Source organism: Xanthobacter sp. 126 (genome assembly GCF_000526175.1).
Classification (GTDB): domain Bacteria; phylum Pseudomonadota; class Alphaproteobacteria; order Rhizobiales; family Xanthobacteraceae; genus Xanthobacter; species Xanthobacter aminoxidans.
Window position 1 is genome coordinate 313,245 of the sequence record NZ_JAFO01000001.1, and the last position, 25,190, is coordinate 338,434.

Consider the following 25,190-nt stretch of genomic DNA (forward strand, 5'->3'; position numbering starts at 1 on the left):
GGCTAGACTTCTCCCCGCACGAGGACGCGGGCATCGCCGATGCGGCAGGCCTCCTCGGCGCTCGGGCGCTCGGTCTCGTAGGGATCGCGGGCGACGGCGGCGGTGACGAGAGAGCCTTCTCCGGCGCGGGGCTCCGGCACGATGCCGAACTCGTCCTTGAGGATGGCGAGCACCTTGCGCGCGGCGGGCTCGATCTGCGCGGCGACGGTCTGGGTGAGGCCGCCGCCGTAATCGTCCAGCACTTCCGGCTGCACGCCCACCAGCACGATGCGGCCCGGCGTGTGGCCGCGCAGAGCGAGCAGGCCGAGGATTTCCTGGAAGCCGGTCTGGTGCAGGCTCACCTTGCGGGCGGCGAGCACGGCGGGCACGTCGGCGTCGGCGCGGATGTGGACGGTGCCCGGCGGGGAGCCGAAATCCACCGCGTCGACGATGACGACGCCTTCGGCTTCTTCGAGATAGGGCAGGAGGTAGAGGCCCTGCGTGCCGCCATCGAGCAGCGTCACCGGCTCGGGGAAAGTGTAGGCGCGGTCCAGGGTTTCCAGAACCCGGACGCCGAAGCCCTCGTCGGCCCACAAGATGTTGCCGATGCCGAGCACCAGAATGCGCGCGCAAATCCGTTCGCCGTTCATGCGACGCCGCCCTCCCTGCGATGGCCTCCCACGACGGTCTGCCGCCGTCTGATTTCGAGTTCGTCTAAATCAAGGACCGTGCCAACCCGGCTGCAAGCCGGCCAACCGGTTGATTCGGATCAACAGTGGGCAGAGAGGGAGGGGCGGGGTAGCCGACCAATATTGAAAGGAGTGTGATCGATCTGGATAAAAAATGGAATTCTGATTTCCATATTCCGCCATCCGGGATGGGTTTTCGCCGTGCCGGGAGCGTCCCCACCTGCGACGATCGTTAGCAGATGCAGCGCAAAGTGGAATGCGTCGCACCATGCGCTGCGGCCGTCCTGCGCCGGCCCCCGGCCCACGAAAAAGGGCGCAGCCGAAGCCGCGCCCTCTTCTCGTCCACTCTCGCCCTCTGCCCCCGCAGAGGCTGCCGCTCAGTCGGGATCGTCGTCCCGGAAGGTGCGGTGGCCGTTGGTGATGGCGGAGACCATGGACTGGCGGGACATGATGTCCTCGCGGATCACCGAATAGACGTGGATGATGATGAACACGATGATCACCCACATGCCGAGGTGATGCAGCGTGTGCACCTGCATGGAGCCGCCCAGGAGCGGGATGACCCAGCCGAACAGATTGGCCTGCCACGAGCCGAGCCCCGTGCCCTCGGAATAGAGGGCGAAGCCGGTAAGGATCATGAAGGCGAGGCCCAGCACCATCACGAAGAACAGGAACACCTGCGCCAGCGGATTGTGCCCCACGAACTTCAGCGGCCGGGGTTTCAGGAAGGCATACCACTGCACCTCGGTGAAGAAGCCCTTCCAGAAGCTCTTCCGCCAGAAGGGGAAAGTGAACAGCTCCCGCGAGTACTTGTTGCCGAAGAAGGCCCAGATGATCCGCCCCAGGAACCCCACGGCGAGGATGTAGCCCGCCGAGAAGTGCACGAAGCGGATGGTGCCCATCAGGTAGTGCGAACTCGCCTCGCCCGAGAGGGTCGGGAAGGGCGAGCCGATGAGATAGCCGGTGACGCACAGGACCAGGATGGACAGCGCGTTCACCCAGTGCCACAGGCGTACCGGCGCCTCGTAGACATAGACGGTGGTCAGCTTCTTTCCACCGGCTATCGCCTGCGCGACGGGGGTCGCGGGCGCCGCCGGAGGGGCGGCGCCGGAGAGAGAGGTGTCGGTCATAGCCGCCTCCCTCAGCGCACGGTGACGCGCGCCAGCTCAGCCCCGTCGTCGGACATGACGTGGGTGGAGCAGGCGAGGCACGGGTCGAAGGAGTGGAGGGTGCGCAGGATCTCCACCGGCTCTTCGGGGCGCTGCATGGGCGTGTTCATGAGGGAGGCCTCGAACGCGCCGATATTGCCCTTGGGATCGCGCGGCCCGCCGTTCCAGGTGGTGGGCACCACGCACTGGTAATTCTCGATCCGACCGTCCTTGATCTTGATCCAGTGGCCGAGGCCACCGCGCGGGGCGGCGACGGTGCCGACGCCCTTGGCCTCCTTCGGCCAGGTGGCGGGGTCCCACTTCTCCATGTTGGCGGTGGAGGTGTCGCCGGCCTTGATGTTGGCGATGAGGTGGTCGAAGTCGTCCAGCATCATCTTGGCGCAGTAATGCGCCTCCAGCGCCCGGGCGAGGGTGCGGCCGATGGTGGTCGGCAGCGCCTGCTTGGCGGTGAGGTTGGTGCCGGCGAGCGTGTTGAACGTGCCGAGCGCCTCGTCCACCTGCCCCTTCACGTAATCGACGCCCTGGGCATAGGCGAGGATGTAGCGGGCGAGGGGGCCCACCTCCACCGCATTGCCCTTCCAGCGCGGCGCCTTGATCCAGGAATACTTGGCGTTCTCGTCGATCTCCTGGATGTCGGTGCGGGTGCCCTTGGCGGCGGGGCCGAGCTTGTACTGCGGGTCGGTCACGCCGTCCCACGGGTGCAGGCCCTTGTCGTTGTTGCCCTCGCCGTAGGTGTACCAGGAGTGCGCCACGAACTCCTGCACCTGCGCGGGGTCGCGCGGGTCGATGGGGTGGACCTCATTCCAGTTGCCGTTGAGGATGACGCCGCCGGGCAGGCGGTCGGTCTTCTTCTGGCCCTGGATGGCTTCGTAATCGCCATAGTCCATGACGTTCTGGCCGGAGAGGCCGCCGCCATAGAGCCACCCTTTATAGAAGGACGCGATGGCGATCACGTCCGGCACATAGACGTTCTGCGAGAACTCGAAGGCCTCCTGAAGCTTCAGCTTCACGAAGTTCAGCCGCTCCATGTTGAGCGGGGCGCCGGCGGCCATGTCGCCGTTCATGTTGATGGCGCAGGGCACGCCGCCCACCAGATAGTTCGGATGCGGGTTTTTGCCGCCGAAGATGGTGTGGACCTTCACGATCTCCCGCTGGAAGTCGAGGGCTTCCAGATAGTGCGTCACCGCCAGCAGGTCCGCTTCCGGCGGCAGCAGATAGGCCGGGTTGTCCCAATAGCCGTTCTTGAAGATGCCGAGCTGCCCTGACTCCACGAACTTCTTCAGCCGGTTCTGCACGTCGCGGAAATAGCCGGGCGAGGACTTGGAATGCGCCGAGATGGACTGCTGCAGCACCGAAGTCGCCTTCGGGTCCGCCTTGAGCGCATTGACCGGGTTCACCCAGTCCAGCGCGTGCAGATGGTAGAAGTGGACGACGTGGTCGTGCCACTGCAGCACCTTGGCCATGATCTCGCGGATCAGGAAGGCGTTGTTGGGGATCTTGATCTGCAGCGCGTCTTCCACCGCGCGCACACTCGTCAAGGCGTGGCAGCCGGTGCACACGCCGCAGATGCGTTCCACGAAGGCCCAGGCGTCGCGCGGGTCGCGGCCCTTGAGGATCACTTCCAGCCCGCGCCACATGGTGCCGGTGGAGACCGCGTTGCGGATGATGTTGTTGGAATCCACATTCACTTCGCAGCGCATGTGGCCTTCGATGCGGGTGACCGGATCGACGACGATGCGCTTGCCGGAGGTGTCGAGGGAAAAGCCGTTCGGCGTCTGGATGGTCACTTCTCGCCTCCCTCGGTCTTGGTCGCGCCGTCGGTGTTCTTGTGCTGGGCGCGCTTCAGCGCGCTGATGGCGGCATGGGCCGCGACGCCCGCGCCCACCGCGCCGGCGGCCACCAGGCCCACCTGGTCGGCATTGGCCTCAATGCCGAAGCCGGAGTTCTTGAGATCGGCGAGGCGCGCGTACCACGAGCCCTTGTCCCAGAAGCCGTCTTCCGAGCAGCCGATGCAGCCGTGGCCGGCCTGGATGGGGAAGGACACGCCGTCGTTCCAGCGCACGGTGGAGCAGGCGTTGTAGGTGGTCGGGCCCTTGCAGCCCACCTTGTAGAGGCAATAGCCCTTGCGCGCGCCCTCGTCGTCGAAGCTCTCAACGTACTGGCCGGCGTCGAAATGCGGCCGGCGATAGCATTTGTCGTGGATGCGCTGGGAATAGAACATCAGCGGCCGGCCCTGGCGGTCCAGCGCCGGGAGCTGGTCGAAGGTGAGCATGTAGGTGATGACGCCGGTCATCACCTCGGCGATGGGCGGGCAGCCCGGCACCTTGATGATGGGCTTGTCGAAGATCACCTCGTGCACGGGCGTGGCGCGGGTGGGGTTGGGACGCGCGGCCTGCACGCAGCCATAGGAGGCGCAGGAGCCCCAGGAGATGATGGCTTTTGCGTCCTTCGCCACCTTCTTCAGCTGGTCCACGAAGGGCTTGCCGCCGATGATGCAATACATGCCATCCTCGTTCAGCGGCGGGTTGCCCTCCACCGCGAGGATGTAGTTGCCCTTGTACTTGGTCATCACCTCGTCGAGGATCGCTTCCGCCTGATGGCCGGCGGAGGCCATGAGGGTGTCGTCATAGTCGAGCGAGATCATCGACAGCACCACATCCTTCACCAGAGGATGCGCCGAGCGGATGAAGCTCTCCGAGCAGCAGGTGCATTCCAGCCCATGCAGCCACAGCACCGGGGTGCGCGGCTTGGTTTCCATGGCCATGGCGATCTGCGGCGCGAACTCCGGCCCGAGGCCGAGGGCCGCCGCCGTGAGCGAGCAGTATTTCAGGAACGAACGGCGGGTGATGCCCTGCCGCCGCATGACCTCATAGAACGTCTCGAGGGCCATAAAGGCGTCCCCCCTCTTGGTTGACCTTTGGGCTGACTTGTCCTCCCCACCGGCGTCGAGGCCGGGGGATTGGAACCGTTTCAGCAAGGCGTGTGCCAGAGGGGGAGTGTGAGGGATATCAGGGGGTTGGGGGGATGGGTGCGTCGATGGGGGTGGATGGGAGGTGAGCGGTTTGAGGGGGGAGGTGGAAAGGGGGTTATCGGGATGCGAGGCTCATTGTGGCAGATGCAGCTGCTCTACGACGGCCCCAGCTGTCCAAGGGATCAATGTGAGGCGTTCACTGCTATAGTGAAATAGCGTGTTTTGGATGGCCTTCCATGTGCCGTCGTTATCGGGAGGAAGCTCTTCTTCGAGGCAATAAACCCAGAAACTCCGCACCCATTCCGCACTCGCCGCTGCGTTTTTTGGCCATTTTTTAAATCCGAATACTAAATCTACCTCGGCCAATGTTAATGAACCATTTTTTGCGCGCTGAAAAATATCAGGATCTGAAACGCGCATGATGCAAAGGCCGCATATTATCGAATTTAGTTTTAATCTATCCTTCGGTGTCATTGCGAGACAAATATTAACAGTATATATAATTCTTTCCAGTGTTCTGAATGAAAAATCTCGCACATTTGATACTTGTTCAATTATATCAATATAATTATCAATCTCGCGATCTCGAATCGGGTCGCGCCCCAGACTTTTTGAGACATATGATAGATATTTTTTTGCAGCAGAGGGGTGTGACTTGGTATTAGGGAATGATATAGCAAATGTATAGAATTTGTCCAGATATCTCAATGCGTCGATATCAGATCCATAGGCGTATTTAACAGATGCCTGCATTTGTGATATGGTCGCCGAAATAACAAAATGTATATTTTTTACTGAAAATATATGTTTAACAGATTCAATTATATCTAGAGCAAATGTCGGCTTGCATCTATCGAGCTCATCGATGATAAAAACAATATACTCGCATTCGTTTTGGTTTCCTTCGGGTGTGTTATGCCCTTCTGAAATTAAAGATGGTAGCTCAGATAGAGCTTCTCTGAAGGCCTTTAAGGTGATTTTTTCGTCGGCTTGACGCTCTAAAATGCGTTTAATTTGAGCGTCGACTCCATTGGACGTCGCCGTTGCGATGTCATTTGAGATCGAGTTGATTTGCTCATTGATGTCGGCGGCATCTATAGCGCCTAAGGTTGCGGCCTTTACGCCGATCTTGGCAGCTCCTCTTATCAAGACACTGCCGGCTTTTGATGCTTTTTCGACAAATTTCTTAATTTTAGACTTATTAGCATCTTTCTTATTATTTGCTAACTCGATTATCTCTCCAGCGACTGCTAGAAATGCGTTCTCTATATAATCATTAGCAAATGCATCAAAATAAATAACAGAGCGTCCAGATTTTCGTAATTCGCCAGCCCACATTTGAAGAAATGTCGTTTTTCCAGTTCCCCAAGGAGAGTCTAGTAATATAACCAATGGATCTTCTGATTGAGATACGATATTTGTGAGGCCCTTGCCAAACGAGGCTCTTTGGAATAGGTCCTTCTCCGAGGTGAAGCCTTCGTTCTCGGCAAATGTTAGGGTCGGCGGAATTATCTTCATCGACGGGCATCCTCGTTGGTGCGCAACTTTAAATCGACGCCATTGCCAAGTCACTAGCCCCCTTGCATCCCACCCCTCCCCCTGCCATATAGCGCGTGGGAGGTTGGCGGTGGACGAGCCACTCGCCAACCGGGTCAGGTCCGGAAGGAAGCAGCCCCAACGAGCCCGGTCTCGGGTCTTCGTCCAGCCTCCCACCCCATGCATCGACAGCATCGACTGGCGCGCGGCCTCCCCGGCCGTCGCGCCCGTGCGCGTTTCTGCGTCCGCAGGCACAAAAATACCGCCGCCCTCCGGTGGGAGAGCGGCGGCGTGTCGGGGCAGAACGGGCAGGGGGATCAGACGAGGCTGAGCTTCACGTCGATGTTGTTGCGGGTGGCGTTGGAATAGGGGCACACCTCATGCGCCTTGGCGATGAGCGCCTCGCCCTCCGCGCGGTCCACGCCCGGCAGGGACACCGCCAGCGCGATCTCCAGGCCGAAGCCGCCTTCCGAGCGCGGGCCGATGCCCACGGTGGAAGTCACGGTCGCATCCGCCGGCACCTTGGCGGTGCCGCCCTGCGAGGCCACGAACTTCATGGCGCCGAGGAAGCAGGCCGCATAGCCGGTGGCGAACAGCTGCTCCGGGTTCACACCCTCGCCGCCGGGGCCGCCCAGCTCCTTCGGGGTGACGAGCTTCACGTCGAGATTGCCGTCCAGCGTGCCGGAGCGGCCATCGCGGCCACCGGTGGCGCGGGCGGAGGTGGAGTAGAGGACGTTGACGGGCATGGGGCTCTCCTGCGGTTATTAACTTGTGAACGATTAAATCGTGTGCTATTTAAATAGCCGAGCCGATGACGGCCGTCAAGCGGTTGCGATCCTATCGTGCGCGATTTATCTGAAGGGGAGCCCACGAGGCCCGCCATGTCCGAACCGACGCCTGAACTGACACCCCAGCTGACACCTGCTGAACCCGGGCTGATCCCGGTGGAAAACATGGTGTGTTTCGCCTTTTATGCCGCGAACCACGCCTTCACCCGGGTCTACAAGCCCCTGCTGGACGCCCTCGGCCTCACCTATCCGCAATATCTCGCGCTGGTGAGCCTGTGGACCGATGACGACCGCACCGTCGGCAGCCTCGGCACCGCTCTGGGGCTGGAATCCAGCACCCTCACGCCTTTGCTGAAGCGGCTGGAAGCCCTCGGCCACGTCTCCCGCCGCCGCGACGGAGCCGACGAGCGGGTGGTGCGGGTGAAGCTCACCCCCAAGGGCTTGGCATTGAAGGAAAAGGCCCGCCACATCCCCGCCTGCATCCTCGCCGCCACCGGCCTCGACCTCGCCGACGTGATCCGCCTCCAGCGCGAAGTCACCGCCCTGCGCGAGACGCTGGAGAAGGCCGCAAAGGCCTGAGGCGGCTTCATTTTCGCTCTTGTATACGGTACACCGGATGCGGAAACGCCAGCTGCTCCGGACGCCGCCATGCTCGATCCCCAACTCGCCGGCCACGTCACCTTCGCCCCCGCCGCGCCGGACCTGCCGCCGCTCGCACCCGGCCATCACAATCTCGGCCTCTCGGCGGAGCGCGATACGCTTCTTGTGGTGCCGCAAGGGCTTGAGCCGGGCGTCCCGGTGCCGCTGATGGTGCTGTTCCACGGCGGCGGCGGCAGCGCGCAGAAGATCCTGCCCATGATGGAGCAGCACGCGCTCACCCACCGCTTCCTGCTGCTGGTGCCGCAATCGGTCTTCCCCACCTGGGACATCGTGATCGCCGGCAACGGGCCGGACCGCGAGCGGCTGGAGACGGCGCTTGCATTGGTCACCCGGCATTTTGCCATCGATCCCGCGCGCATCTGCTTCGCCGGCCATTCGGACGGCGGCAGCTACACCCTCTCGCTGGGCCTCACCAACGGCCATTTCGTCACCCACCTCATCGTCTCCTCGGCGGGCTTCATGTCCGTCCAGCGCCAGAGCGGGGCGCCGCGCGTGTTCATCTCCCACGGGGTGAACGACGATCAGATCCCGGTCGAGCGCTCCGGCCGGACGCATGCGGCCCTGCTCAAGGAAGCGGGATATGACGTGACCTATATGGAATATAATGGCCCCCACGCCTGGCAGCCGCCGGTGGTGGGCCTCGCCGTCGCCTTCTTCCTCGCACCTGTACCCGCCGGCGCCACCCCGTGAGCCTGCTTTGATCCAGCCGCTGGACAAGCCCCCTACGAAGTGATGAGGTTCCCCTAAACAGATCAAGAACGGGCGGTTTCCGGTGTGGGGAGGCCGGACGGGGGACATGCTTCAGGCTTCGGTCGTCATCTTCGTGGCTCTGGCCTATATCGGCCTGCTGTTCGCCATCGCGAGCTATGGCGACCGGCTGCGCCCGGGCGCGGGCCGCACGCCGCGGCCGATGATCTATTCCCTGTCGCTGGCGGTCTACTGCACCTCCTGGACCTTCTTCGGCTCGGTGGGCCTCGCCACCACCCAGGGCTTCGACTTCCTCACCATCTATCTCGGCCCCATCATCCTGATGACGGTGGGCGCGCCCCTCTTCCTGCGCGTGGTGCGGCTGGCCAAGGCCAACAACATCACCTCCATCGCCGACTTCATCGCCGCCCGCTACGGCAAGAACCAGGGCATCGCGGCGCTGGTGGCCATCGTCGCCATCATCGCCGCCATCCCCTACATCTCGCTGCAGCTGAAGGCGGTCTCCGCCTCGCTGGTGGCGCTGCTCGGCCATTTCGCGGGCGAGCACGGGCGCGGCACTCTGGTGGGCGATCTCGCGCTGTTCGTCGCCTGCGCCATGGCGGCGTTCGCCATCCTGTTCGGCACCCGCCACACCGACGCCACCGAGCACCAGAACGGGCTGATGCTGGCCATCGCCACGGAATCGCTGGTGAAGCTCGCGGCCTTCCTGGGTGTCGGCCTGCTCGTCACCTTCGTCATCTTCGACGGGCCATTCTCCCTGTTCTACGCGGCGCGGGAGGCGAACGCGGTGGCGCCGTTCGAGCGCGGGCTGTCGCTGGAGAACTGGCTCACCATGACCATCCTGTCCGGCGGCGCCTTCATGCTGATGCCGCGGCAGTTCCATGTGGCCGTGGTGGAGAACAAGGGCGAGAGCGAGATTCGCCGCGCCCGCTGGCTGTTCCCGCTCTATCTCGTGCTCATCAACCTGTTCGTGGTGCCGCTGGCGCTGGCGGGGATGACGCTGTTTCCGCTCAATCTGGTGGACAGCGACGTCTATGTGCTCGCCGTGCCGCTCGCTGCCGGCTTCGACAGCCTCGCTCTGCTCGCCTTCGTCGGCGGCCTCTCGGCGGCCACTGCCATGGTCATCGTGGAGTGCGTGGCCATCGCCATCATGGTCTCCAACGACCTGGTGATGCCGCTGCTGCTGCGGCGCCGCGCCGCTCGGTCGGCGGACCTGCCCGAGGGCGAGCCGCGCGAGGACATGACCGGCCTGCTGCTGATGGTGCGGCGGGTGTCCATCTTTGTCATCGTCCTCCTCGCCTATCTTTATTACCGCACCACCGGCGACGTGCAGCTGGCGCAGATCGGCTTGCTCTCCTTCGCCGCTATCGCGCAGGTGGGGCCGGCCTTCGCCGCCGGGCTGCTCTGGCAGCGCGCCACCGCTGCCGGGGCCATCGCGGGCATCGTGGTGGGCGGGATCACCTGGGCCTATACGCTGATGCTGCCGAGCCTCGCCGAGGCAGGGCTGATCTCCGCCGGCGTGCTGCAGAACGGCCCGTTCGGCATCTCCCTGCTGCGCCCCACGGCGCTGCTCGGCCTCACCGCGGGCCCGCTCGCCCATGGCGTCGCCTGGAGCCTCGGGCTGAACACGCTGGCGCTGGTCATCATCTCCTTCCTGACCCGGCCCTCGCAGATCGAGCGCACGCAGGCCCGCCTGTTCGCGGGGACGGGCGACCGGCCGCCGGCGCGGCCCGCCTTCCTGCGCTGGCGCTCCTCGGTCTCCCTCGGCGAGCTGATGGCGACGGTGGAACGCTATCTCGGCGCCGAGCGTGCCCGCGCCGCCTTCGACAGCTACGCCCGCCAGCACGGCTTCGCGCTCGACACCCACCGCGAGGCGGATGCGGGCATGGTGCGCCACGCCGAGCACCTGCTCGCCTCGGCGGTGGGCGCGGCCTCTTCCCGCCTCGTGCTGTCGCTGCTGCTGCGCAAGCGCGCGGTCTCCACCAAGGCGGCCCTGAAGCTGCTGGACGATGCCTCCGCCGCCATCCAGTACAATCGCGAGCTTCTGCAGAGCGCCATCGACCATGTGCGCCAGGGCATTGCCGTGTTCGACCGCGACCTGCGCCTCGTGTGCTGGAACCGCCAGTTTGGCCAGATGCTCGACCTGCCCGGCGAGTGTTACGCGGTGGGCGTGCCGCTGACCGACATCCTCGCCGCCGCACCGGCCGACGAGGACAGCGGCGACATCGCCCGCCGCGTCACGCGCTATGTGAGCCCCGACCCGGATTTCTCCGAGCGCCTGCACCAGCGCGGTGCGGTGATCGAGGCCCGCTCCGACCCCATGCCGGACGGCGGCATCGCCGTGACTTTCACCGACATCACCGCGAGCGTGGAGGCCGCGCTTGCCCTGGAGCGCGCCAACGAAACGCTGGAGCGGCGCGTGCGCGAGCGCACCGAGGAGCTGGAGCGGCTCAACGGCGCGCTGGAGATCGCCAAGGCCGAGGCGGACGAGGCCAACCTCTCCAAGACGCGCTTCCTCGCCGCCGCCAGTCACGACATCCTCCAGCCGCTCAACGCCGCCCGCCTCTATGCCACCAGCATGGTGGAGCGGGCCAAGGGATCGGAGGAGGAGCGGCTTGCCGGCAACATCGACGCCTCGCTGGAATCGGTGGAGGAGATCCTCGGCGCGCTGCTCGACATCTCCCGCCTCGACAGCGGCGTCATGCGCCCGGAATTCTCCGCCTTCCGCATTGCCGACGTGCTGAAGCCGCTGGAGACGGAATTCGCCCCGCTGGCGCGGGAGAAGAACCTCGAACTCACCTTCCTGCCCTGCACGCTGGCCGTGCGCTCCGACCGCCGGCTGCTGCGCCGGCTGCTGCAGAATCTCGTCTCCAACGCGGTGAAATACACTCAGCGCGGCCGCATCCTCGTCGGCTGCCGGCGGGTGGGGGGCAAGCTGCGGGTGGAGGTCTACGACACCGGCGTCGGCATTCCGCGCGCCAAGCACAAGCTGGTGTTCCAGGAGTTCCAGCGCCTCGACCAGGGCGCCAAGGCGGCGCGCGGCCTCGGCCTCGGCCTGTCCATCGTCGAGCGCATCGCGCGGGTGCTGGAACATCCGGTGGCGATCCGCTCCACCCCGGGCAAGGGCTCGGCCTTCACCGTGGAGCTGCCGGTGGCCGTCTCCATGCCGGAGGAGCGCGAGGCGGCGCCCAGCCCCGCCCGGCGCGGCGCGCAGCTCGACGGCCTCACCATCCTCGCCATCGACAATGAGCCGACCATCCTTGAGGGCATGCAGATGCTGCTCAGTGGATGGGGGTGCGACGTCATCACCGCCGCCGACGCCCAGGGCGCCATCGAGGCGGTGCGCCACCGCCGCAAGAAGCCCGACGTGGCCCTCGTGGACTACCATCTCGATGGCGGCCACGGCATCGAGGCGATCATGTCGCTGAGGTGGAAACTGGGGAAAATACCCGCCGTCCTCATCACCGCCGACCGCTCCAAGAAGGTGCGCGACGCGGCCCGCGCGGCGGACATGGAGATCCTCAACAAGCCGCTGAAGCCCGCGGCGCTCCGGGCGATCCTCGCCCACTGGCGCATCGCTCGCGCCGCCGCCGAATAGTCTTTCGCCGGCTTCCAGCGTGCCCTTTGCGCCACGGCGCCCGCGCTTCGCGATTAAGCCCTCGTTCATCCCCATGAACGCCCAATAAACGCCGCCTTCAGCCAGCGTTATGGGGGCGTGCCATAGAAGCACGCCTCCGCGGCATGGAAGTGTTAACAGCTCGTTAAGATTTGTAACACTTCCACGCTTAACTCGACGCGCGAATACTTTTGGAGCGTGGCTATGACGATCACGATCAACGTTCCCGTCTTCCCGCTGCGGAAAGAGATCGACGCCCGCAAGCGCCGTCTCCGCTTACCCCTGAGCTTCTCCTCGCGCGGCTCGAAGGCCGGGGATGAGGCGCCGGCCAATTCCCGCTACACCGAGGCTGGACTCGAATTCGACGTGACCGGCATCGCCCGGCACCCCCGCGGCCCGAAGGGCAACTGACGCTTGAGGCCGGCCCACAGGGCCGGTCCGGCTGCGACGCCGGCTTTATGGCGCCGTGCAGCATCATCCGATAAGGTCGCGCCCGAACGGCAACAGCGCGCGGCCAGAAACAAGATGACGGACTTCAATTCCGCCCCGGCAACAGGCGAAGAGACCCGCGGCACGGCGGATACCCATTTCGGCTATCGCACGGTGCCCCTCGCCGAGAAGCAGGCGCTGGTGGACGATGTGTTCCACAAGGTGGCGCGGCGCTACGACATCATGAACGACCTCATGTCCGGTGGTCTGCACCGGGCGTGGAAGGATGCGTTGGTGTCCAAGGTGCGCCCGCCGCAGGGCGCGCGGCCCTTCCACCTGCTCGACCTCGCCGGCGGCACGGGCGACGTCTCCTTCCGCGTGGTGGAGGCCGGCGGGCCGGGCACCGACGCCATCGTCGCCGACATCAACACCGACATGCTGGCGGTGGGCCGTGAGCGCGCGCAGAAGCGCGGCCTTGCCGATCGCGTCGCCTTCGAGGAGGCGAATGCCGAGGCGCTGCCCTTCCCCGACATGAGCTTCGATGCCGTGACCATCGCCTTCGGTATCCGCAACGTGCCGCGCATCGATCTCGCGTTGAAGGAGATGCGCCGCGTGCTGAAGCCGGGCGGGCGCGCCTTCGTGCTGGAATTCTCCAAGGTCGACGTGCCGCTGCTCGACAAGGTCTATGACGCCTTCTCCTTCCGCGTGATCCCCGAGATCGGCAAGCGCGTGGCGGGAGATGCGGAGCCCTATCAGTATCTCGTGGAATCCATCCGCCGCTTCCCCACCGCGGAAGCGTTCGCGGGCATGATGCGGGAGGCGGGGTTCGCCCGCGTCACCTTCACCCGCATGACCGGGGGCGTGGTGGCCCTCCATTCGGGCTTCCGCATCTGATGGCGGTCCCTTACGGCCGGAGGCCTCGGCCATGATCTTCCTTCTCGTCGCCGATGCCTGGCGCCTTGCCCGCGCCGGCTATGTGCTCGCCCGCGAAGGCGTGCTCTCGCTGGTCTCGCCCGCCGCCGCGCCGCCGCTGGCGCGTCCGCTGCTCGACATCGCCCGGCTGATCGCCCGCAAGGATGCCGGCGACCGGCGACAGCGGTTCTCCGCCGCTTTGTCGCGGCTCGGGCCGTCCTATGTGAAGCTCGGCCAGTTCCTTGCCACCCGGCCGGACGTGGTGGGCGCCTCGGTGGCGCGCGATCTCGAGGTGTTGCAGGACCGCATGCCGCCCTTCGGGCAGGCGGTGGCCGAGGCGACCGTCGCCGACACGTTCGAGCGGCCGGTGAAGGACGTCTTCGCCGTGTTCGGCCCAGCCGTCGCCGCCGCCTCAATCGCCGAGGTGCACAAGGCGGAAGTGATCGAGCCGGACGGTGAGCGCCGCGACGTGGCGGTGAAGGTGCTGCGGCCGGGCGTCAGCCGCCGCTTCGCCTCCGACATGGGCACCTTCCGCCGCATCGCCGCCTTCGCCGAGCACAATTTCGCCGAGGCCCGCCGCCTGCGTCTGGAGACGGTGGTGGACACGCTTGCCCGCTCCGTCTCCATGGAGATGGACCTGCGGTTGGAAGCTGCCGCCTATGCGGAGCTGGCCGAGAACACGCAGGACGACCCGGAAATCCACGTCCCGCGCGTGGACTGGGACCGCTCCGGCCGCGAGGTGCTGACCACTGAGTGGATCGACGGCATCAAGCTCTCCGACAAGGCGGCCATCATCGCCGCCGGGCATGATCCGAAAGAGATCGCCCGCATCGTCATGCAGACCTTCCTGCGGCAGGCCATGCGCGACGGTTTCTTCCATGCCGACATGCATCCGGGAAACCTGTTCGTGGATGCGCAGGGCCGCCTGGTGGTGGTGGATTGCGGCATCATGGGCCGGCTCGGGGTGAAGGAGCGGCGTTTCCTCGCGGAAATTCTCTACGGCTTCATCACCCGTAACTGGCGGCGCACGGCGGAAGTGCATTTCGAGGCGGGCTACGTGCCCTTCCACCATTCGGTGGACGATTTCGCCCTCGCCATCCGCGCCATCGGCGAGCCGATCCACTCGCGCACCGCCGACCAGATTTCCATGGCGCGCCTGCTGGCGCTGCTGCTGGAGGTGACGGCCCTGTTCGACATGCAGACCCGGCCGGAACTGCTGCTTCTCCAGAAGACCATGGTGGTGGTGGAGGGCGTCGCCCGCTCGCTGGACCCGCAGCTCGACATGTGGCGCACCGCAAAGCCGGTGGTGGAAGACTGGATCGCCGGCAATCTCGGCCCCATCGGTCAGCTGAAGCGCGCGGGCTCCGGCCTCGGCGAGATGGGCCATTTCGCCGCGACCCTGCCCGGCCTCCTCACCCGCACCGCGCGCGTGGTGGAGCAACTGGACGAGGCGACGCGCGACGGCATCCGCCTCTCGCCCTCCTCGCTGGAAGGCATCGGCCGCGCCGAGGCGAAGCGCGCCTTCTGGGGCAATCTGGCCCTGTGGGTGATTGCCGCGGCGCTGCTCGGCATCTGGCTCGGCTGACGGGGATACCGACAGACTGCCTTTGCGGGATGTGAATTCCTGCGTTTCGTGTCGTTCTTTCCGGACGTTCCGGAAACCGCGAATTCTTCCCGGAGACGGGGCAGCTTCTGCGCCGCCTTAAGAACAACTCGCATATTTTTCGCGTATTGCTTTGTCCTTCCAGCAAAACTAAGTCAGGCCCCAAGACGGCTCCGCTCCCGTTCAAGCATCCCGTCCAACGGCTGCTTGCGCAGGGTCAGGAGCCCCGGACCGGCGCACCGCCCCTCGGGCGGGCCGAGGTCCACGGGCCAGCAAAGAAGGACATCTCAAATGGCGAACACGACGGCCGAGCTCGACGCGCTGCTGATGCAGCGCTCGCTGACGGACGCGGAGCTTCTGGCGGCGGCGGATGCCGCGGCGGACTTCCGCATCCTCCCCGATGCCACCGTCATCAAGATCGGCGGCCAGAGTGTGATCGACCGCGGCCGCGCCGCGCTCTACCCGCTGGTGGACGAGATCGTCGCCGCCCGCGCCAAGCACAAGCTGCTGATCGGCACCGGCGCCGGCACCCGCGCCCGCCACCTCTATTCCATCGCGGCCGGCCTCAACCTGCCGGCGGGCGTGCTCTCCCAGCTCGGCGCGTCGGTGGCGGACCAGAACGCCGCCATGCTCGGCCAGCTCCTCGCCAAGCACGGCATCTCCATGGTGGCCGGTGCCGGCATGTCGGCCGTGCCGCTCTATCTGGAGCAGGTGAACGGCGTGGTGTTCTCGGGCATGCCGCCCTACGGCCTGTGGACCCGCCCGGCCCCGGTCGGCGTCATCCCGCCCTATCGCACGGATGCGGGCTGCTTCCTCCTCGCGGAGCAGTTCGGCTGCAAGGCCATGATCTATGTGAAGGACGAGAACGGCCTCTTCACCGCCAACCCGAAGACGGACAAGTCCGCCACGTTCATCCCGAAGATCTCGGTGGACGAGATGCTCTCGCGTGGCCTTGCCGACTCCATCCTCGAATTCCCCATGCTCGACCTGTTGAAGAAGGCGCGCCATGTGCGCGAGGTCCAGGTGGTCAACGGGCTCGTGCCCGGCAACCTCACCCGCGCCCTTGCCGGCGAGCACGTCGGCACCATCATCACCGCGAGCTGAGAGGCACGATCATGACTGAAGCTTCGACCATCAAGCACGTCGCCTCGCCGCTCGCGAGCCAGACCCTCCTCGACGGCGCGCTGACCCGGCCCGTCGCCGGCGTGCGTCCCATCCGCCTCCTGCCCTGGCTGCAGGTGGTGAAGATCGGCGGCCGGTCCATCATGGACAAGGGCGCCGCGGCGATCCTTCCCATCGTGGAGGAGATCCGCAAGGTGCTGCCCGAGCATCGCCTGCTGATCCTCACCGGCGCCGGAGTGCGCGCCCGCCATCTCTACGGCGTCGGCCTCGACCTCGGCCTGCCGGTGGGCTCGCTCGCCCCGCTCGCCGCCACCGAGGCCGGCCAGAACGGCCACATCCTCGCCTCGCTGCTGGCGCCAGAGGGGGTCTCCTACATCGAGCACCCGACCATCGCGAGCCAGCTCGCCATCCACCTCACGGCCACCCGCGCGGTGGTGGGCAGTGCCTTCCCGCCCTACCATCACCACGAGTTCCCGGGCAGCCGCCTCCCGGTCCATCGGGCCGACACGGGCGCCTTCCTGCTCGCTGATGCGCTGGGCGCGGCCGGCCTCACCATCGTCGAGGACGTGGACGGCGTCTTCACCGCCGATCCCAACGGCGCGGACGGGGCCAAGGCCGAGCTGATCCCCGAGACCAGCTATGCCGAGCTCGCCAAGGCCAACGGCCCGGCGACGCTGCCCTTCGACCGCGCGCTGGTCGAGGTGATGGCCACCGCACGCCACATCGAGCGGGTGCAGGTGGTGAACGGCCTCGTTCCCGGCCGCCTCACCGCCGCCTTGCGCGGCGAGCACGTGGGCACGCTGGTCCACACGGCCGCCCGGCAAGGCTGACCTTCCCGTTCGGTCCCCGGCCGGACGATCGCCCGACACCGACCCCGCGCGGCCCCGGCTGCGTGGGGTTTTTTGCGTCCGCAAACCGAGGCGGGATGGCCATTTTGACCCTGCCGCCGGACGCCGGGATGGACATTTTGTCCAGATCGCACGCGCCTGTTCCTATCAAGTCATTGAAAACCTGAATGTCTCCCCGTTGGCCCCGCCCTTGCTGAGGGAGCGGGGCCACGCGCGGCCTCGGCTGCGCGAAAAGCGTCAAGCCAATTGGCGCGGAAACACCCGTGGAGGAGACATGAGCGTAACCACCTTTGCGCCGCCGCCGTTCCTGAGCCGCGAGCGCACCATCGCCTCCGCCAGCTTCAACCGCTGGCTCGTGCCGCCGGCCGCCCTTGCCATCCATCTGTGCATCGGCATGGCCTACGGCTTCAGCGTGTTCTGGCTGCCGTTGTCGCGCGCCGTGGGCGTCTCTAAGCCCGTGGCCTGCCCGACCGACATGAGCTTCGTCGCCGGCATTTTTGCCACCTCCTGCGACTGGCAGATCTCCCAGCTCGGCTGGATGTACACCCTGTTCTTCGTGCTGCTCGGCTCCTCCGCCGCCATCTGGGGCGGCTGGCTGGAGACGGCGGGGCCGCGCAAGGCAGGCCTCGTCTCGGCCTTCTGCTGGTGCGGCGGCCTCGTGATCTCGGCGCTGGGCGTCTATCTCCACCAGATCTGGATGCTGTGGATCGGCTCCGGCGTCATCGGCGGCATCGGCCTCGGGCTCGGCTACATCTCGCCGGTCTCCACCCTCATCAAGTGGTTTCCGGACCGGCGCGGCATGGCCACCGGCATGGCCATCATGGGCTTCGGCGGTGGCGCCATGATCGGCGCGCCGCTGGCCAACATGCTGATGCAGCATTTCGCCTCGCCGACCTCGGTGGGCGTGTGGCAGACCTTCCTCGCCATGGCGGCCATCTATTTCGTCTTCATGGTCGGCGGCGCGCTGGGCTACCGGGTGCCGCGCGAAGGCTGGGCGCCCAAGGGCTGGACCCCGCCGGCCGCCTCGGCCAACGCCATGGTCACGCACCGCCATGTCCATCTCGACGTGGCGTGGAAGACGCCGCAGTTCTGGCTGCTGTGGGCGGTGCTCTGCCTGAACGTCTCGGCCGGCATCGGCGTCATCGGCATGGCCTCGCCCATGCTGCAGGAAGTGTTCGGCGGCAAGCTCATCGGCCTCGACCTCACCTTCTCCCAGCTCGACGCGGGCCAGAAGGCGCAGATCGCCGCCATCGCGGCGGGCTTCACCGGGCTTCTCTCCCTGTGCAACATCGGCGGGCGCTTCGCCTGGGCCTCCTTCTCCGACAAGCTCGGGCGGAAGATGACCTATGCGGTGTTCTTCGTGCTGGGCTTCGGCCTCTATGCGTCGGTGCCGACGCTGGCGCACATGGGCTCGGTGGTGCTGTTCGTCGCCGCCTTCTGCATCATCCTGTCCATGTATGGCGGCGGCTTCGCCACCATCCCGGCCTATCTCGCCGACATCTTCGGCACCCACATGGTGGGGGCCATCCACGGCCGGCTGCTCACCGCCTGGGCCACCGCCGGCATCATCGGCCCGGTGCTGGTGAACTATCTGCGCGAATACCAGATCGCCTCGGGCATCCCCCGCGAGGCGGCCTACGACCAGACCATGTACATCCTCTCCGGCCTGCTCGTGGTCGGCCTCGTCGCGAACCTTCTGGTGAAGCCCGTGGCCGAACACCTCTACATGAAGGACGACGAGCTGAAGAAGAAGGCCGCCGCGATCGCCCGCGAGGACGCCACCCACGCCGATTTCGAGGACTTCGAGGAAGAGGCGAAGGACGGCCCGCTGGCCGCCGCCGCCCGCTCCTCGACCCCGGTGGCGAGCGGCACCACGGCGCTGCCCGTGGTGGTCTTCGCCTGGCTGGTGGTGGGCGTGCCGCTGGCCTGGGGCATCTGGATCACCCTGCAGAAGGCGGTGATCCTCTTTCATTGAGCCCTCCCGGCTCCCGCGGCGTGCCCCGTCCCCGGTCCTCCGGGCGGCGGGGCACGCCCTTTTCCGGTTTGCGGAGCCGGCTGATTTGCGCAATGGATGCCGTCGAGAACGGGCGAGGCGGCCGGGGACCTCAGGTCACGCCATCGTCTTTCGCGGACGGCCTTTGTCGCGTGACGGCGAGGGTCCGAGACGGACGGCCGATAGCCCATGCCCCCTGTGCCCCCCCTTGCGCCCCTTTCCAGCTCCGCTCCCGCCGCACCGGGCGCGCCCGAGGCCTCGGAGGATGTCGCCTTCAGCCCGCACCTCGCCGGCGCCTCCATCCTGGTGGTGGACGACGAGCCGGGGATGCGGAACTTCCTGGTGCGGATGCTCCAGACGCGCTGCCGCCACGTGGCCGAGGCCCCTGATGTCGCCGCCGCCTCGCGGCTCCTGGAAGCAGCGCCGTTCGACCTCATCATCCTCGACAACATCATGGCCGGGCGCACCGGCCTGCAATGGCTGGAGGAGCTGCGCGGCTCGGGCTTCTACCGCGACGTGATCCTGATCACCGCCTTCGCGGACCTGGAGACCGCCATCACCGCGCTCAGGGCCGGCGCGGCCGACTTCGTGCTGAAGCCGTTCCGCTCCAACCAGATCCTCAACGCCATCGCCCGCTGCCTCGATCGCGGCCGGCTGATGCGCGAGAATTTCGTGCTCCGCCGCGAGCTGAAGGCCATGCCCGGCGCCGCCGCGCCGCTGATGGTGGGCGACAGCGTCGCCACCCGCGCCGTGCGGGTCATGATCGAGCGCGTCGGCCCCATGCCGTCCACCGTGCTCATCACCGGGGAATCCGGCACCGGCAAGGAAGTCACCGCCCGCGCCCTGCACGCCGTCTCGGCCCGCGCGGCCAAGCCCTTCGTGCCGGTGAATTGCGCGGCCATCGCGCCGGAGATCATCGAGAGCGAGCTGTTCGGCCACCTCAAGGGCGCCTTCACCGGCGCCGCCTCCTCCCGCGAGGGGCTGTTCTTCTATGCCCAGGGCGGCACGCTCTTCCTCGACGAGGTGGGCGAGCTGCCACCGGCCATGCAGTCGAAGCTGCTGCGGGTGATCGAGGATCGCAAGGTCCGCCCGGTGGGGGCGGAGCGGGAAGTCCCGGTGGACGTGCGCCTCGTCGCCGCCACCAACGCCAACCTCACCGCGCAGGTGGCGGCGGGCCGCTTCCGGCAGGATCTCTATTACCGGCTCAATGTGGTGAACATCCACCTCGCCCCCCTGCGCGAGCGGCCGGAGGACGTGGCGCCTTTGGCTCGCCTGTTCATCGCCGACCTCAGCGCCCGGCTCGGCGTGCCGCCCCTCGACCTCACCGAGCCGGTGCTCGCCTTCCTCACCCGCTATCCCTGGCCGGGCAATGTGCGCGAACTGCGCAACGTGATCGAGCGCTCGCTGATCCTCGGCGACTTCCCGCGCGACGTGGTGCCCGAAGGCATCGACGAGGAGGACGCGCCCGGCTCCGCCCTCGACGCGGTGGAGAAGGCGCACATGCTGAAGGTGTTGGCCGAGGCCGGCGGCAACCGGGCCGAGGCGGCGCGCCGCCTCAAGGTCTCGCGCAAGACGCTGGACCGCAAACTGAAGGCCTGGAATGGCTGAAGCTGTGCGCAAAGCCACCGACGCGCCGCGCGGCGTCCTCGCCCGGCTGCGCTCGGTGCGCATGCGGCTCCTCGCCATCGCGCTTCTGCCCACCCTCATCATCCTGCCGGCGGTGCTGGCGCTGGTGGTCACCTGGTGGACGCGGCAGTTCGACCGGCTTCTCATCTCCAAGGTCAACGGCGACCTCACCATCGCCCGCCAGTATCTCGACCGGCTGCGCGAGCGCTCCGATGAGACGCTGCACGCGCTGGGGGATTCGGTGGCCTTCGCCCGGGTCACCGGGGCCGGCGACAGCGCGGCGCTGGCCGCGTTCCTCGATGCGCGGCGCAAGGTGATGGGGCTCGATTTCCTCTATCTCATCGATGCCGACGGCCACAGCCTTGCCGCCGCGCCGGCCGGCGCCGCGCGCGAGGCGAGCGCGATGTGGCCGGTGGAGCGCCGGGCGCTCGCCGGCACCGCCTCCACCGAGATCGACATCTTCGGCCCGCAGGAGCTGGAACGGCTCTCGCCGCAACTGGCGGCGCGCGCCCATATCGCCCTCGTGCCAACCCCCGGCGCCGTGCCCACGGACCGGGAGGCGGAGGATCGGGGCATGGTGGTGCAGTCCGGCACACCGGTGGAGATGCCGGGGGGCGTGCGGGCGGCGCTGGTGGGCGGCGTGCTGCTCAACCAGAACCTCGACTTCATCGACACCATCAACGACCTCGTCTACCGCCCCGGTAGCCTGCCGGAGGGCTCGGCCGGCACCGCCACCTTGTTCGTGGATGATGTGCGCGTCTCCACCAATGTCCGCCTGTTCGAGGGGCGGCGAGCGCTGGGCACCCGCGTGTCGCAGGAGGTGCGCAACGCGGTGCTGGGCGAGGGGCGGGTGTGGCTCGACCGGGCTTTCGTGGTCAGCGACTGGTACATTTCCGCCTACGAGCCGGTGGTGGACAGCCACGGCAAGCGCATCGGCATGCTCTATGTGGGCTTTCTGGAAGCGCCGTTCCTCGCGCTCAAGCGGGCGAGCCTTGCCGCCGTGGCGGTGGGCTTCCTGCTGGTGGCCATGGTGGCCATTCCCGTTCTGCTGCGCTGGGCGGCGGCCATCTTCCGGCCGCTGGAGGCGATGAACGCAACCATCTCGGCGGTGGAGGGCGGCGCCCTGTCCGCCCGCACCGGCGTCGCCGCGACCTCGGACGAGATCGGCCGCGTCGCCCACCACCTCGACGACATGCTGGACCTGCTGCAGGAGCGCGACGCGGAGCTGCGCCGGTGGACCGAAGAACTGGACCGCCGCGTCGCCGAGCGCACCCGCGAGCTGGAAGACGCCAACGCGGAGCTGGCCGCCACCCAGCGCCAGCTCGTCATGTCCGAGAAGCTCGCGGCCATCGGCGAGATCACGGCGGGCGTCGCCCACGAGATCAACAATCCGGTGGCGGTCATCCAGGGCAATCTGGATGTGGCGCGCGACGTGCTGGGGAGCGCGGCGGGGCCGGTGAAGACCGAGTTCAATCTCATCGACCAGCAGGTTCACCGCATCAACGTGATCGTCTCGAAGCTGTTGCAGTTCGCGCGCCCCGCCGAATTCGCCGGCCATCTCGATCCGGTGGCGCCGGGCGAGGTGGTGGGCGATGCGCTGCTGCTGGTGCAGCACCTGCTCTCGCGCAGCGAAATCCTCGTCGCCCGCACCGACGGCGCCACGCGGCTCGTGATGATGAACCGGGTGGAATTGCAGCAGGTGCTCATCAATCTGATGGTCAACGCCGTCCACGCCATGCCCCAGGGCGGCACCCTCACCGTCACCACGCGGGACGAGCCGCGCGGGCGGCAGCCGGGCGTCGGTATCGAGGTGGCGGACACCGGCACGGGCATCCCAGAGGAGCGGATCGGCCGCGTCTTCGACCCCTTCTTCACCACCAAGCCGCAGGGCGGCACCGGGCTTGGCCTCTCCATCAGCTACACGCTCATCGAGCGCGCGGGCGGGACCATGGCGGTGGAAAGCCCGCCGGGATCGGGCGCCGTCTTCTCCATCTGGCTGCCGGAGGCCGGGAGCGCGGCGGAAGAGGGTGCGCATTCCGCCTGAATTTCAGGCGAGCCCAACAAATGAGCGCTGTGGAGGCTCCGGGACCCTTGCGTCGCGGGTGGGGCGTTCGTACCGTTCGTATATAACAGCCAGCAGGTGCCCGCCATGAAGTGGGATAAGGGCAACACGCCCATCATGCCGCGCATCGTGCCCGGCACCATGATCCGCCTCCTGCCGCCATGGCAGAAGACGGCTCAGAAGCGCGCCAACCCGCTGCGGCCCGGTGGCCCGGCCCTGCGCGTGATCGAGACGGAGCGGCCGGAGGCCGGGGCGGCCGAAGCCGAGGCCCCCGCGCCGGAGAAGAAGCCATGAGCGAGGTCATTGAGCGGGTGACAACCGATTTCGCCGGCTATGCCTTCACCGCCGCCGAGGTCGCGCCGGCCCGTCCCGGCGTCTTCATCCTCACCCGCGCCGTCTCCGGGCGGCCCTTGCCGCTCTATGTAGGCGAGGGGGAGGACATGGCGGCGGCGCTGGCCGCCTTCCGTGCGGCGAACCCGAAAGAGGCGGGCGTCGCGGACGGCCTGTTCGTGCTCGAACGCCCCATGGCGCGGGTGCGCCAGCACACCCTGCGCGACATCGTTTCGAGCTTCGATCCGCCGCTGAATGTCGCGCACCGCAAGGCCCCGGCCGCGCCGGAACTCGCCGCTCTGGTGGAGGATCGCGGCGCGGCGCTGGGCGGGCTGAACGAGCAGCCGGGCGCGGCGCTGTCCGTCACCGAGGACGACCTGAAGCGGCTGGTGGAAAGCTTCTACGGCCGCGCGGCCGCCGACCCGCTGCTCGGCCCGGTCTTCGCCCGCGCCATTCCGGACTGGGAAGGCCATTACCAGATCGTGCAGAACTTCTGGTCGCGCACCCTGCTCGGCACCGCGCGCTATTCCGGAATGCCGTTCGCCGCCCACATCCCGCTCCAGCTGAAGCCGGAACACTTCACCCGCTGGGTGGCGCTGTTCAGGGAGACGGCGGTGGAGGTGCTGGACGCGGTGGCGGCGGCGCGGGCCATCGCCAAGGTGGAGCACATGAGCACCTGCTTCCAGGCCGGGCTGTTCCCGCCCGACCTTGGTGCAGGCCATCCCCACGGGGTGCACGCCGGGTAGGGTTCAGCCCTGCGCGAAGCGGCGGAACTGCTTCACCACCTCCACATAGACATCGCGCTTGAACGGGATGATGAGGTCGACCACCGCGTCGATCTCATCCCACCGCCAGTCCATGAATTCCGGCTTGTGCTGGCCGCCGCCGGGACGAAGGATGTTGATCTCGGCATCGGTGCCGGTGAAGCGCAGCGCGTACCATTTCTGCGTCTGGCCCCGGTAGCGGCCCTTCCAGGCCTCGCCGGCGATGCGGCCGGGCAGGTCATAGGAAAGCCACTCCTCCACTTCGCCGAGCTTGGTCACGGAACGGATAGAGGTTTCCTCGTAAAGCTCGCGCAGGGCAGCCGCATACGGCTCCTCGCCCTTGTCGATGCCGCCCTGGGGCATCTGCCAGGAATGGGTGGCGTCCACATGCTCCGGCCCGCCGAGGCGCCGGCCGACGAACACCTTGCCCGCCGCATTGAACACGCACAGGCCCACGCAGGGGCGATAGGGCATGTCCTCGTGCTTATCGTGCTTATCGTGCTTCTTCGACATGGCGGCGGCCTTGATGGAGTGACTGCCTCCCTGATACGCGCCCCGCCGCACCGCGCAAGATGCGGCGGGCGCAAGTTCAGCCAGGTGGCGCCGTCGGACGCAACGTCAGTGCGCGGCGCGATGCCGGGGAAGGGCGGTGGAGCCCCAGGCGCGGATGGAGGCCCAGGTCCGCCGCTCCAGCTGGAACTGGTCCACCGGCACGGAGGCGCGCAGCGCCTTCACGCGGCACAGGCCGACGCCCGACCACTGAAAGCCGCACTTCTCCAGCACCCGGCGCGACGCCGGATTGACCACGCGGGCAGAGCCGAGGAGGAGCGAGACATCGGTCTCGGAGAAGGCATAGTCGATGACGGCGCGCACGGCCTCGGTGGCGATGCCGCGGCCCCAGAAGGCCTCGCCGACCCAGTAGCCGAGTTCCGGCGCGTGCTCGGGCGGGCGGCGGCCGTAGCTGACCATGCCGGCGAAGGCCATGCGGCCCTCGCCCTTGAGGAAGACGCCGAAGGTGGCGGCATCGGGCACGGCGGCCAGCGTCTCGACGAAGGCGTGGGCATCGGAGGGCTTGTAGGGGAACGGCAGGTTCGCGGTCATCTCCGCGATCCGGCGGTTGTTGGCGAGCTCCGCGACGGCAGCAACGTCCTCGATATGCGGCGCGCGGAGCACGAGCCGCTCGGTTTCGAGGACGGGGATACAGCTCTCCGCGAGCGGGGCTCCGGACTGGGATTCGCACAAGGTCATGGCGGGCTCCTCAAGGGCACAAACGAAAACCGGGGAGACGGTTGTCCCGTCTCCCCGGTTCGTGTCTGAGCTTTGAGAGGCCTGCTCAGGCGCCCACCGGATCAACGAGACCGGCGGGATCCTGCATTTATCAGGTC

Annotated in this window: 21 protein-coding genes and 1 other RNA gene; 14 read left to right on the top strand and 8 right to left on the bottom strand. The window is 66.9% G+C overall.

What is annotated here, in order from left to right; all coding sequences use genetic code 11:
* Positions 1–2: 2 nt before the first annotated feature.
* The 5 genes from XAN126_RS0101455 to XAN126_RS27430 form a co-directional block, all read right to left on the bottom strand.
* Positions 3–629: a HyaD/HybD family hydrogenase maturation endopeptidase gene (locus XAN126_RS0101455; protein WP_024276824.1), complete on the bottom strand. Its 627-nt coding sequence runs from the start codon at positions 627–629 to the stop codon at positions 3–5.
* Positions 630–1,045: 416 nt separating this feature from the next.
* Positions 1,046–1,798: a Ni/Fe-hydrogenase, b-type cytochrome subunit gene (gene cybH / locus XAN126_RS0101460; RefSeq protein WP_024276825.1), complete on the bottom strand. Its 753-nt coding sequence runs from the start codon at positions 1,796–1,798 to the stop codon at positions 1,046–1,048.
* A gap of 11 nt (positions 1,799–1,809) precedes the next feature.
* Positions 1,810–3,624: a nickel-dependent hydrogenase large subunit gene (locus XAN126_RS0101465; protein WP_024276826.1), complete on the bottom strand. Its 1,815-nt coding sequence runs from the start codon at positions 3,622–3,624 to the stop codon at positions 1,810–1,812.
* Positions 3,621–4,727 carry a hydrogenase small subunit gene (locus XAN126_RS0101470; protein WP_024276827.1) on the bottom strand — a complete coding sequence of 369 codons (1,107 nt, stop codon included), beginning with the start codon at positions 4,725–4,727 and terminating at the stop codon, positions 3,621–3,623. Before XAN126_RS0101470 ends, XAN126_RS0101465 begins: the two co-directional genes overlap by 4 nt.
* A gap of 213 nt (positions 4,728–4,940) precedes the next feature.
* A complete protein-coding gene (locus XAN126_RS27430; RefSeq protein ID WP_081762474.1) occupies positions 4,941–6,326 on the bottom strand; it encodes a P-loop NTPase fold protein in 1,386 nt (461 codons plus the stop codon).
* A gap of 97 nt (positions 6,327–6,423) precedes the next feature.
* Here XAN126_RS27430 and ffs point away from each other — a divergent pair.
* An RNA gene (ffs, locus tag XAN126_RS27435) (signal recognition particle sRNA small type) lies at positions 6,424–6,522 on the top strand.
* A gap of 139 nt (positions 6,523–6,661) precedes the next feature.
* Here the strand turns inward: ffs and XAN126_RS0101475 are convergent.
* A complete protein-coding gene (locus XAN126_RS0101475) occupies positions 6,662–7,090 on the bottom strand; it encodes an organic hydroperoxide resistance protein (protein ID WP_024276828.1) in 429 nt (142 codons plus the stop codon).
* Between the two features lie 135 nt (positions 7,091–7,225).
* On the opposite strand from XAN126_RS0101475, the gene XAN126_RS0101480 reads away from it, so the two are divergent.
* The 13 genes from XAN126_RS0101480 to XAN126_RS28850 all read left to right on the top strand — a co-directional run bounded on the left by XAN126_RS0101480 (position 7,226) and on the right by XAN126_RS28850 (position 23,787).
* The gene (locus XAN126_RS0101480) at positions 7,226–7,711 is read left to right on the top strand and encodes a MarR family transcriptional regulator (protein WP_051460530.1); all 486 of its coding nucleotides are present in this window, start codon (positions 7,226–7,228) and stop codon (positions 7,709–7,711) included.
* A 69-nt stretch (positions 7,712–7,780) separates the two neighbouring features.
* Positions 7,781–8,482 carry an esterase gene (locus XAN126_RS0101485; RefSeq protein WP_024276830.1) on the top strand — a complete coding sequence of 234 codons (702 nt, stop codon included), beginning with the start codon at positions 7,781–7,783 and terminating at the stop codon, positions 8,480–8,482.
* A gap of 106 nt (positions 8,483–8,588) precedes the next feature.
* Positions 8,589–12,098 carry a PAS domain-containing hybrid sensor histidine kinase/response regulator gene (locus XAN126_RS0101490; RefSeq protein ID WP_024276831.1) on the top strand — a complete coding sequence of 1,170 codons (3,510 nt, stop codon included), beginning with the start codon at positions 8,589–8,591 and terminating at the stop codon, positions 12,096–12,098.
* A gap of 222 nt (positions 12,099–12,320) precedes the next feature.
* Positions 12,321–12,527, top strand: coding sequence for a hypothetical protein (locus XAN126_RS0101495; RefSeq protein WP_024276832.1), 207 nt, complete (start codon positions 12,321–12,323; stop codon positions 12,525–12,527).
* Between the two features lie 114 nt (positions 12,528–12,641).
* A complete protein-coding gene (ubiE, locus tag XAN126_RS0101500; RefSeq protein WP_024276833.1) occupies positions 12,642–13,439 on the top strand; it encodes a bifunctional demethylmenaquinone methyltransferase/2-methoxy-6-polyprenyl-1,4-benzoquinol methylase UbiE in 798 nt (265 codons plus the stop codon).
* A 31-nt stretch (positions 13,440–13,470) separates the two neighbouring features.
* Complete coding sequence (ubiB, locus tag XAN126_RS0101505; protein ID WP_024276834.1) at positions 13,471–15,042, top strand: 2-polyprenylphenol 6-hydroxylase; 1,572 nt, start codon at positions 13,471–13,473, stop codon at positions 15,040–15,042.
* A gap of 309 nt (positions 15,043–15,351) precedes the next feature.
* On the top strand, positions 15,352–16,164 hold the full coding sequence (locus tag XAN126_RS0101510) for a uridine kinase (RefSeq protein ID WP_024276835.1): 813 nt from the start codon (positions 15,352–15,354) through the stop codon (positions 16,162–16,164).
* 11 nt (positions 16,165–16,175) lie between these two features.
* Entirely contained in the window at positions 16,176–17,012 is an 837-nt protein-coding gene (locus XAN126_RS0101515) for a molybdenum storage protein subunit alpha (protein WP_024276836.1), read from the top strand.
* 292 nt (positions 17,013–17,304) lie between these two features.
* A complete protein-coding gene (locus tag XAN126_RS0101520; RefSeq protein WP_024276837.1) occupies positions 17,305–19,005 on the top strand; it encodes an OFA family MFS transporter in 1,701 nt (566 codons plus the stop codon).
* Positions 19,006–19,212: 207 nt separating this feature from the next.
* Positions 19,213–20,631, top strand: coding sequence for a sigma-54 dependent transcriptional regulator (locus XAN126_RS0101525; protein WP_024276838.1), 1,419 nt, complete (start codon positions 19,213–19,215; stop codon positions 20,629–20,631).
* Positions 20,624–22,693, top strand: coding sequence for a HAMP domain-containing sensor histidine kinase (locus XAN126_RS0101530; protein ID WP_024276839.1), 2,070 nt, complete (start codon positions 20,624–20,626; stop codon positions 22,691–22,693). Before XAN126_RS0101525 ends, XAN126_RS0101530 begins: the two co-directional genes overlap by 8 nt.
* Positions 22,694–22,798: 105 nt before the next feature.
* On the top strand, positions 22,799–23,005 hold the full coding sequence (locus tag XAN126_RS0101535; RefSeq protein ID WP_024276840.1) for a hypothetical protein: 207 nt from the start codon (positions 22,799–22,801) through the stop codon (positions 23,003–23,005).
* A complete protein-coding gene (locus XAN126_RS28850) occupies positions 23,002–23,787 on the top strand; it encodes a group III truncated hemoglobin (RefSeq protein WP_024276841.1) in 786 nt (261 codons plus the stop codon). Before XAN126_RS0101535 ends, XAN126_RS28850 begins: the two co-directional genes overlap by 4 nt.
* Before the next feature lie 3 nt (positions 23,788–23,790).
* Here the strand turns inward: XAN126_RS28850 and XAN126_RS0101545 are convergent, their stop codons facing one another.
* Complete coding sequence (locus XAN126_RS0101545) at positions 23,791–24,318, bottom strand: RNA pyrophosphohydrolase (RefSeq protein ID WP_024276842.1); 528 nt, start codon at positions 24,316–24,318, stop codon at positions 23,791–23,793.
* A 105-nt stretch (positions 24,319–24,423) separates the two neighbouring features.
* Entirely contained in the window at positions 24,424–25,053 is a 630-nt protein-coding gene (locus tag XAN126_RS0101550; protein WP_024276843.1) for a GNAT family N-acetyltransferase, read from the bottom strand.
* Between the last annotated feature and the right edge of the window lie 137 nt (positions 25,054–25,190).

Coding starts and splice junctions, on each gene's coding strand:
- XAN126_RS0101530 (WP_024276839.1), top strand. CDS start 20,624: ATGGCTGAAGCTGTGCGCAAAGCCACCGACGCGCCGCGCGGCGTCCTC.
- XAN126_RS0101470 (WP_024276827.1), bottom strand. CDS start 4,727: ATGGCCCTCGAGACGTTCTATGAGGTCATGCGGCGGCAGGGCATCACC.
- XAN126_RS0101485 (WP_024276830.1), top strand. CDS start 7,781: ATGCTCGATCCCCAACTCGCCGGCCACGTCACCTTCGCCCCCGCCGCG.
- XAN126_RS27430 (WP_081762474.1), bottom strand. CDS start 6,326: ATGAAGATAATTCCGCCGACCCTAACATTTGCCGAGAACGAAGGCTTC.
- XAN126_RS0101545 (WP_024276842.1), bottom strand. CDS start 24,318: ATGTCGAAGAAGCACGATAAGCACGATAAGCACGAGGACATGCCCTAT.
- XAN126_RS0101495 (WP_024276832.1), top strand. CDS start 12,321: ATGACGATCACGATCAACGTTCCCGTCTTCCCGCTGCGGAAAGAGATC.
- XAN126_RS0101480 (WP_051460530.1), top strand. CDS start 7,226: ATGTCCGAACCGACGCCTGAACTGACACCCCAGCTGACACCTGCTGAA.
- ubiE (WP_024276833.1), top strand. CDS start 12,642: ATGACGGACTTCAATTCCGCCCCGGCAACAGGCGAAGAGACCCGCGGC.
- cybH (WP_024276825.1), bottom strand. CDS start 1,798: ATGACCGACACCTCTCTCTCCGGCGCCGCCCCTCCGGCGGCGCCCGCG.
- XAN126_RS0101475 (WP_024276828.1), bottom strand. CDS start 7,090: ATGCCCGTCAACGTCCTCTACTCCACCTCCGCCCGCGCCACCGGTGGC.
- XAN126_RS28850 (WP_024276841.1), top strand. CDS start 23,002: ATGAGCGAGGTCATTGAGCGGGTGACAACCGATTTCGCCGGCTATGCC.
- XAN126_RS0101515 (WP_024276836.1), top strand. CDS start 16,176: ATGACTGAAGCTTCGACCATCAAGCACGTCGCCTCGCCGCTCGCGAGC.
- XAN126_RS0101455 (WP_024276824.1), bottom strand. CDS start 629: ATGAACGGCGAACGGATTTGCGCGCGCATTCTGGTGCTCGGCATCGGC.
- XAN126_RS0101510 (WP_024276835.1), top strand. CDS start 15,352: ATGGCGAACACGACGGCCGAGCTCGACGCGCTGCTGATGCAGCGCTCG.
- XAN126_RS0101535 (WP_024276840.1), top strand. CDS start 22,799: ATGAAGTGGGATAAGGGCAACACGCCCATCATGCCGCGCATCGTGCCC.
- ubiB (WP_024276834.1), top strand. CDS start 13,471: ATGATCTTCCTTCTCGTCGCCGATGCCTGGCGCCTTGCCCGCGCCGGC.
- XAN126_RS0101490 (WP_024276831.1), top strand. CDS start 8,589: ATGCTTCAGGCTTCGGTCGTCATCTTCGTGGCTCTGGCCTATATCGGC.
- XAN126_RS0101550 (WP_024276843.1), bottom strand. CDS start 25,053: ATGACCTTGTGCGAATCCCAGTCCGGAGCCCCGCTCGCGGAGAGCTGT.
- XAN126_RS0101525 (WP_024276838.1), top strand. CDS start 19,213: ATGCCCCCTGTGCCCCCCCTTGCGCCCCTTTCCAGCTCCGCTCCCGCC.
- XAN126_RS0101520 (WP_024276837.1), top strand. CDS start 17,305: ATGAGCGTAACCACCTTTGCGCCGCCGCCGTTCCTGAGCCGCGAGCGC.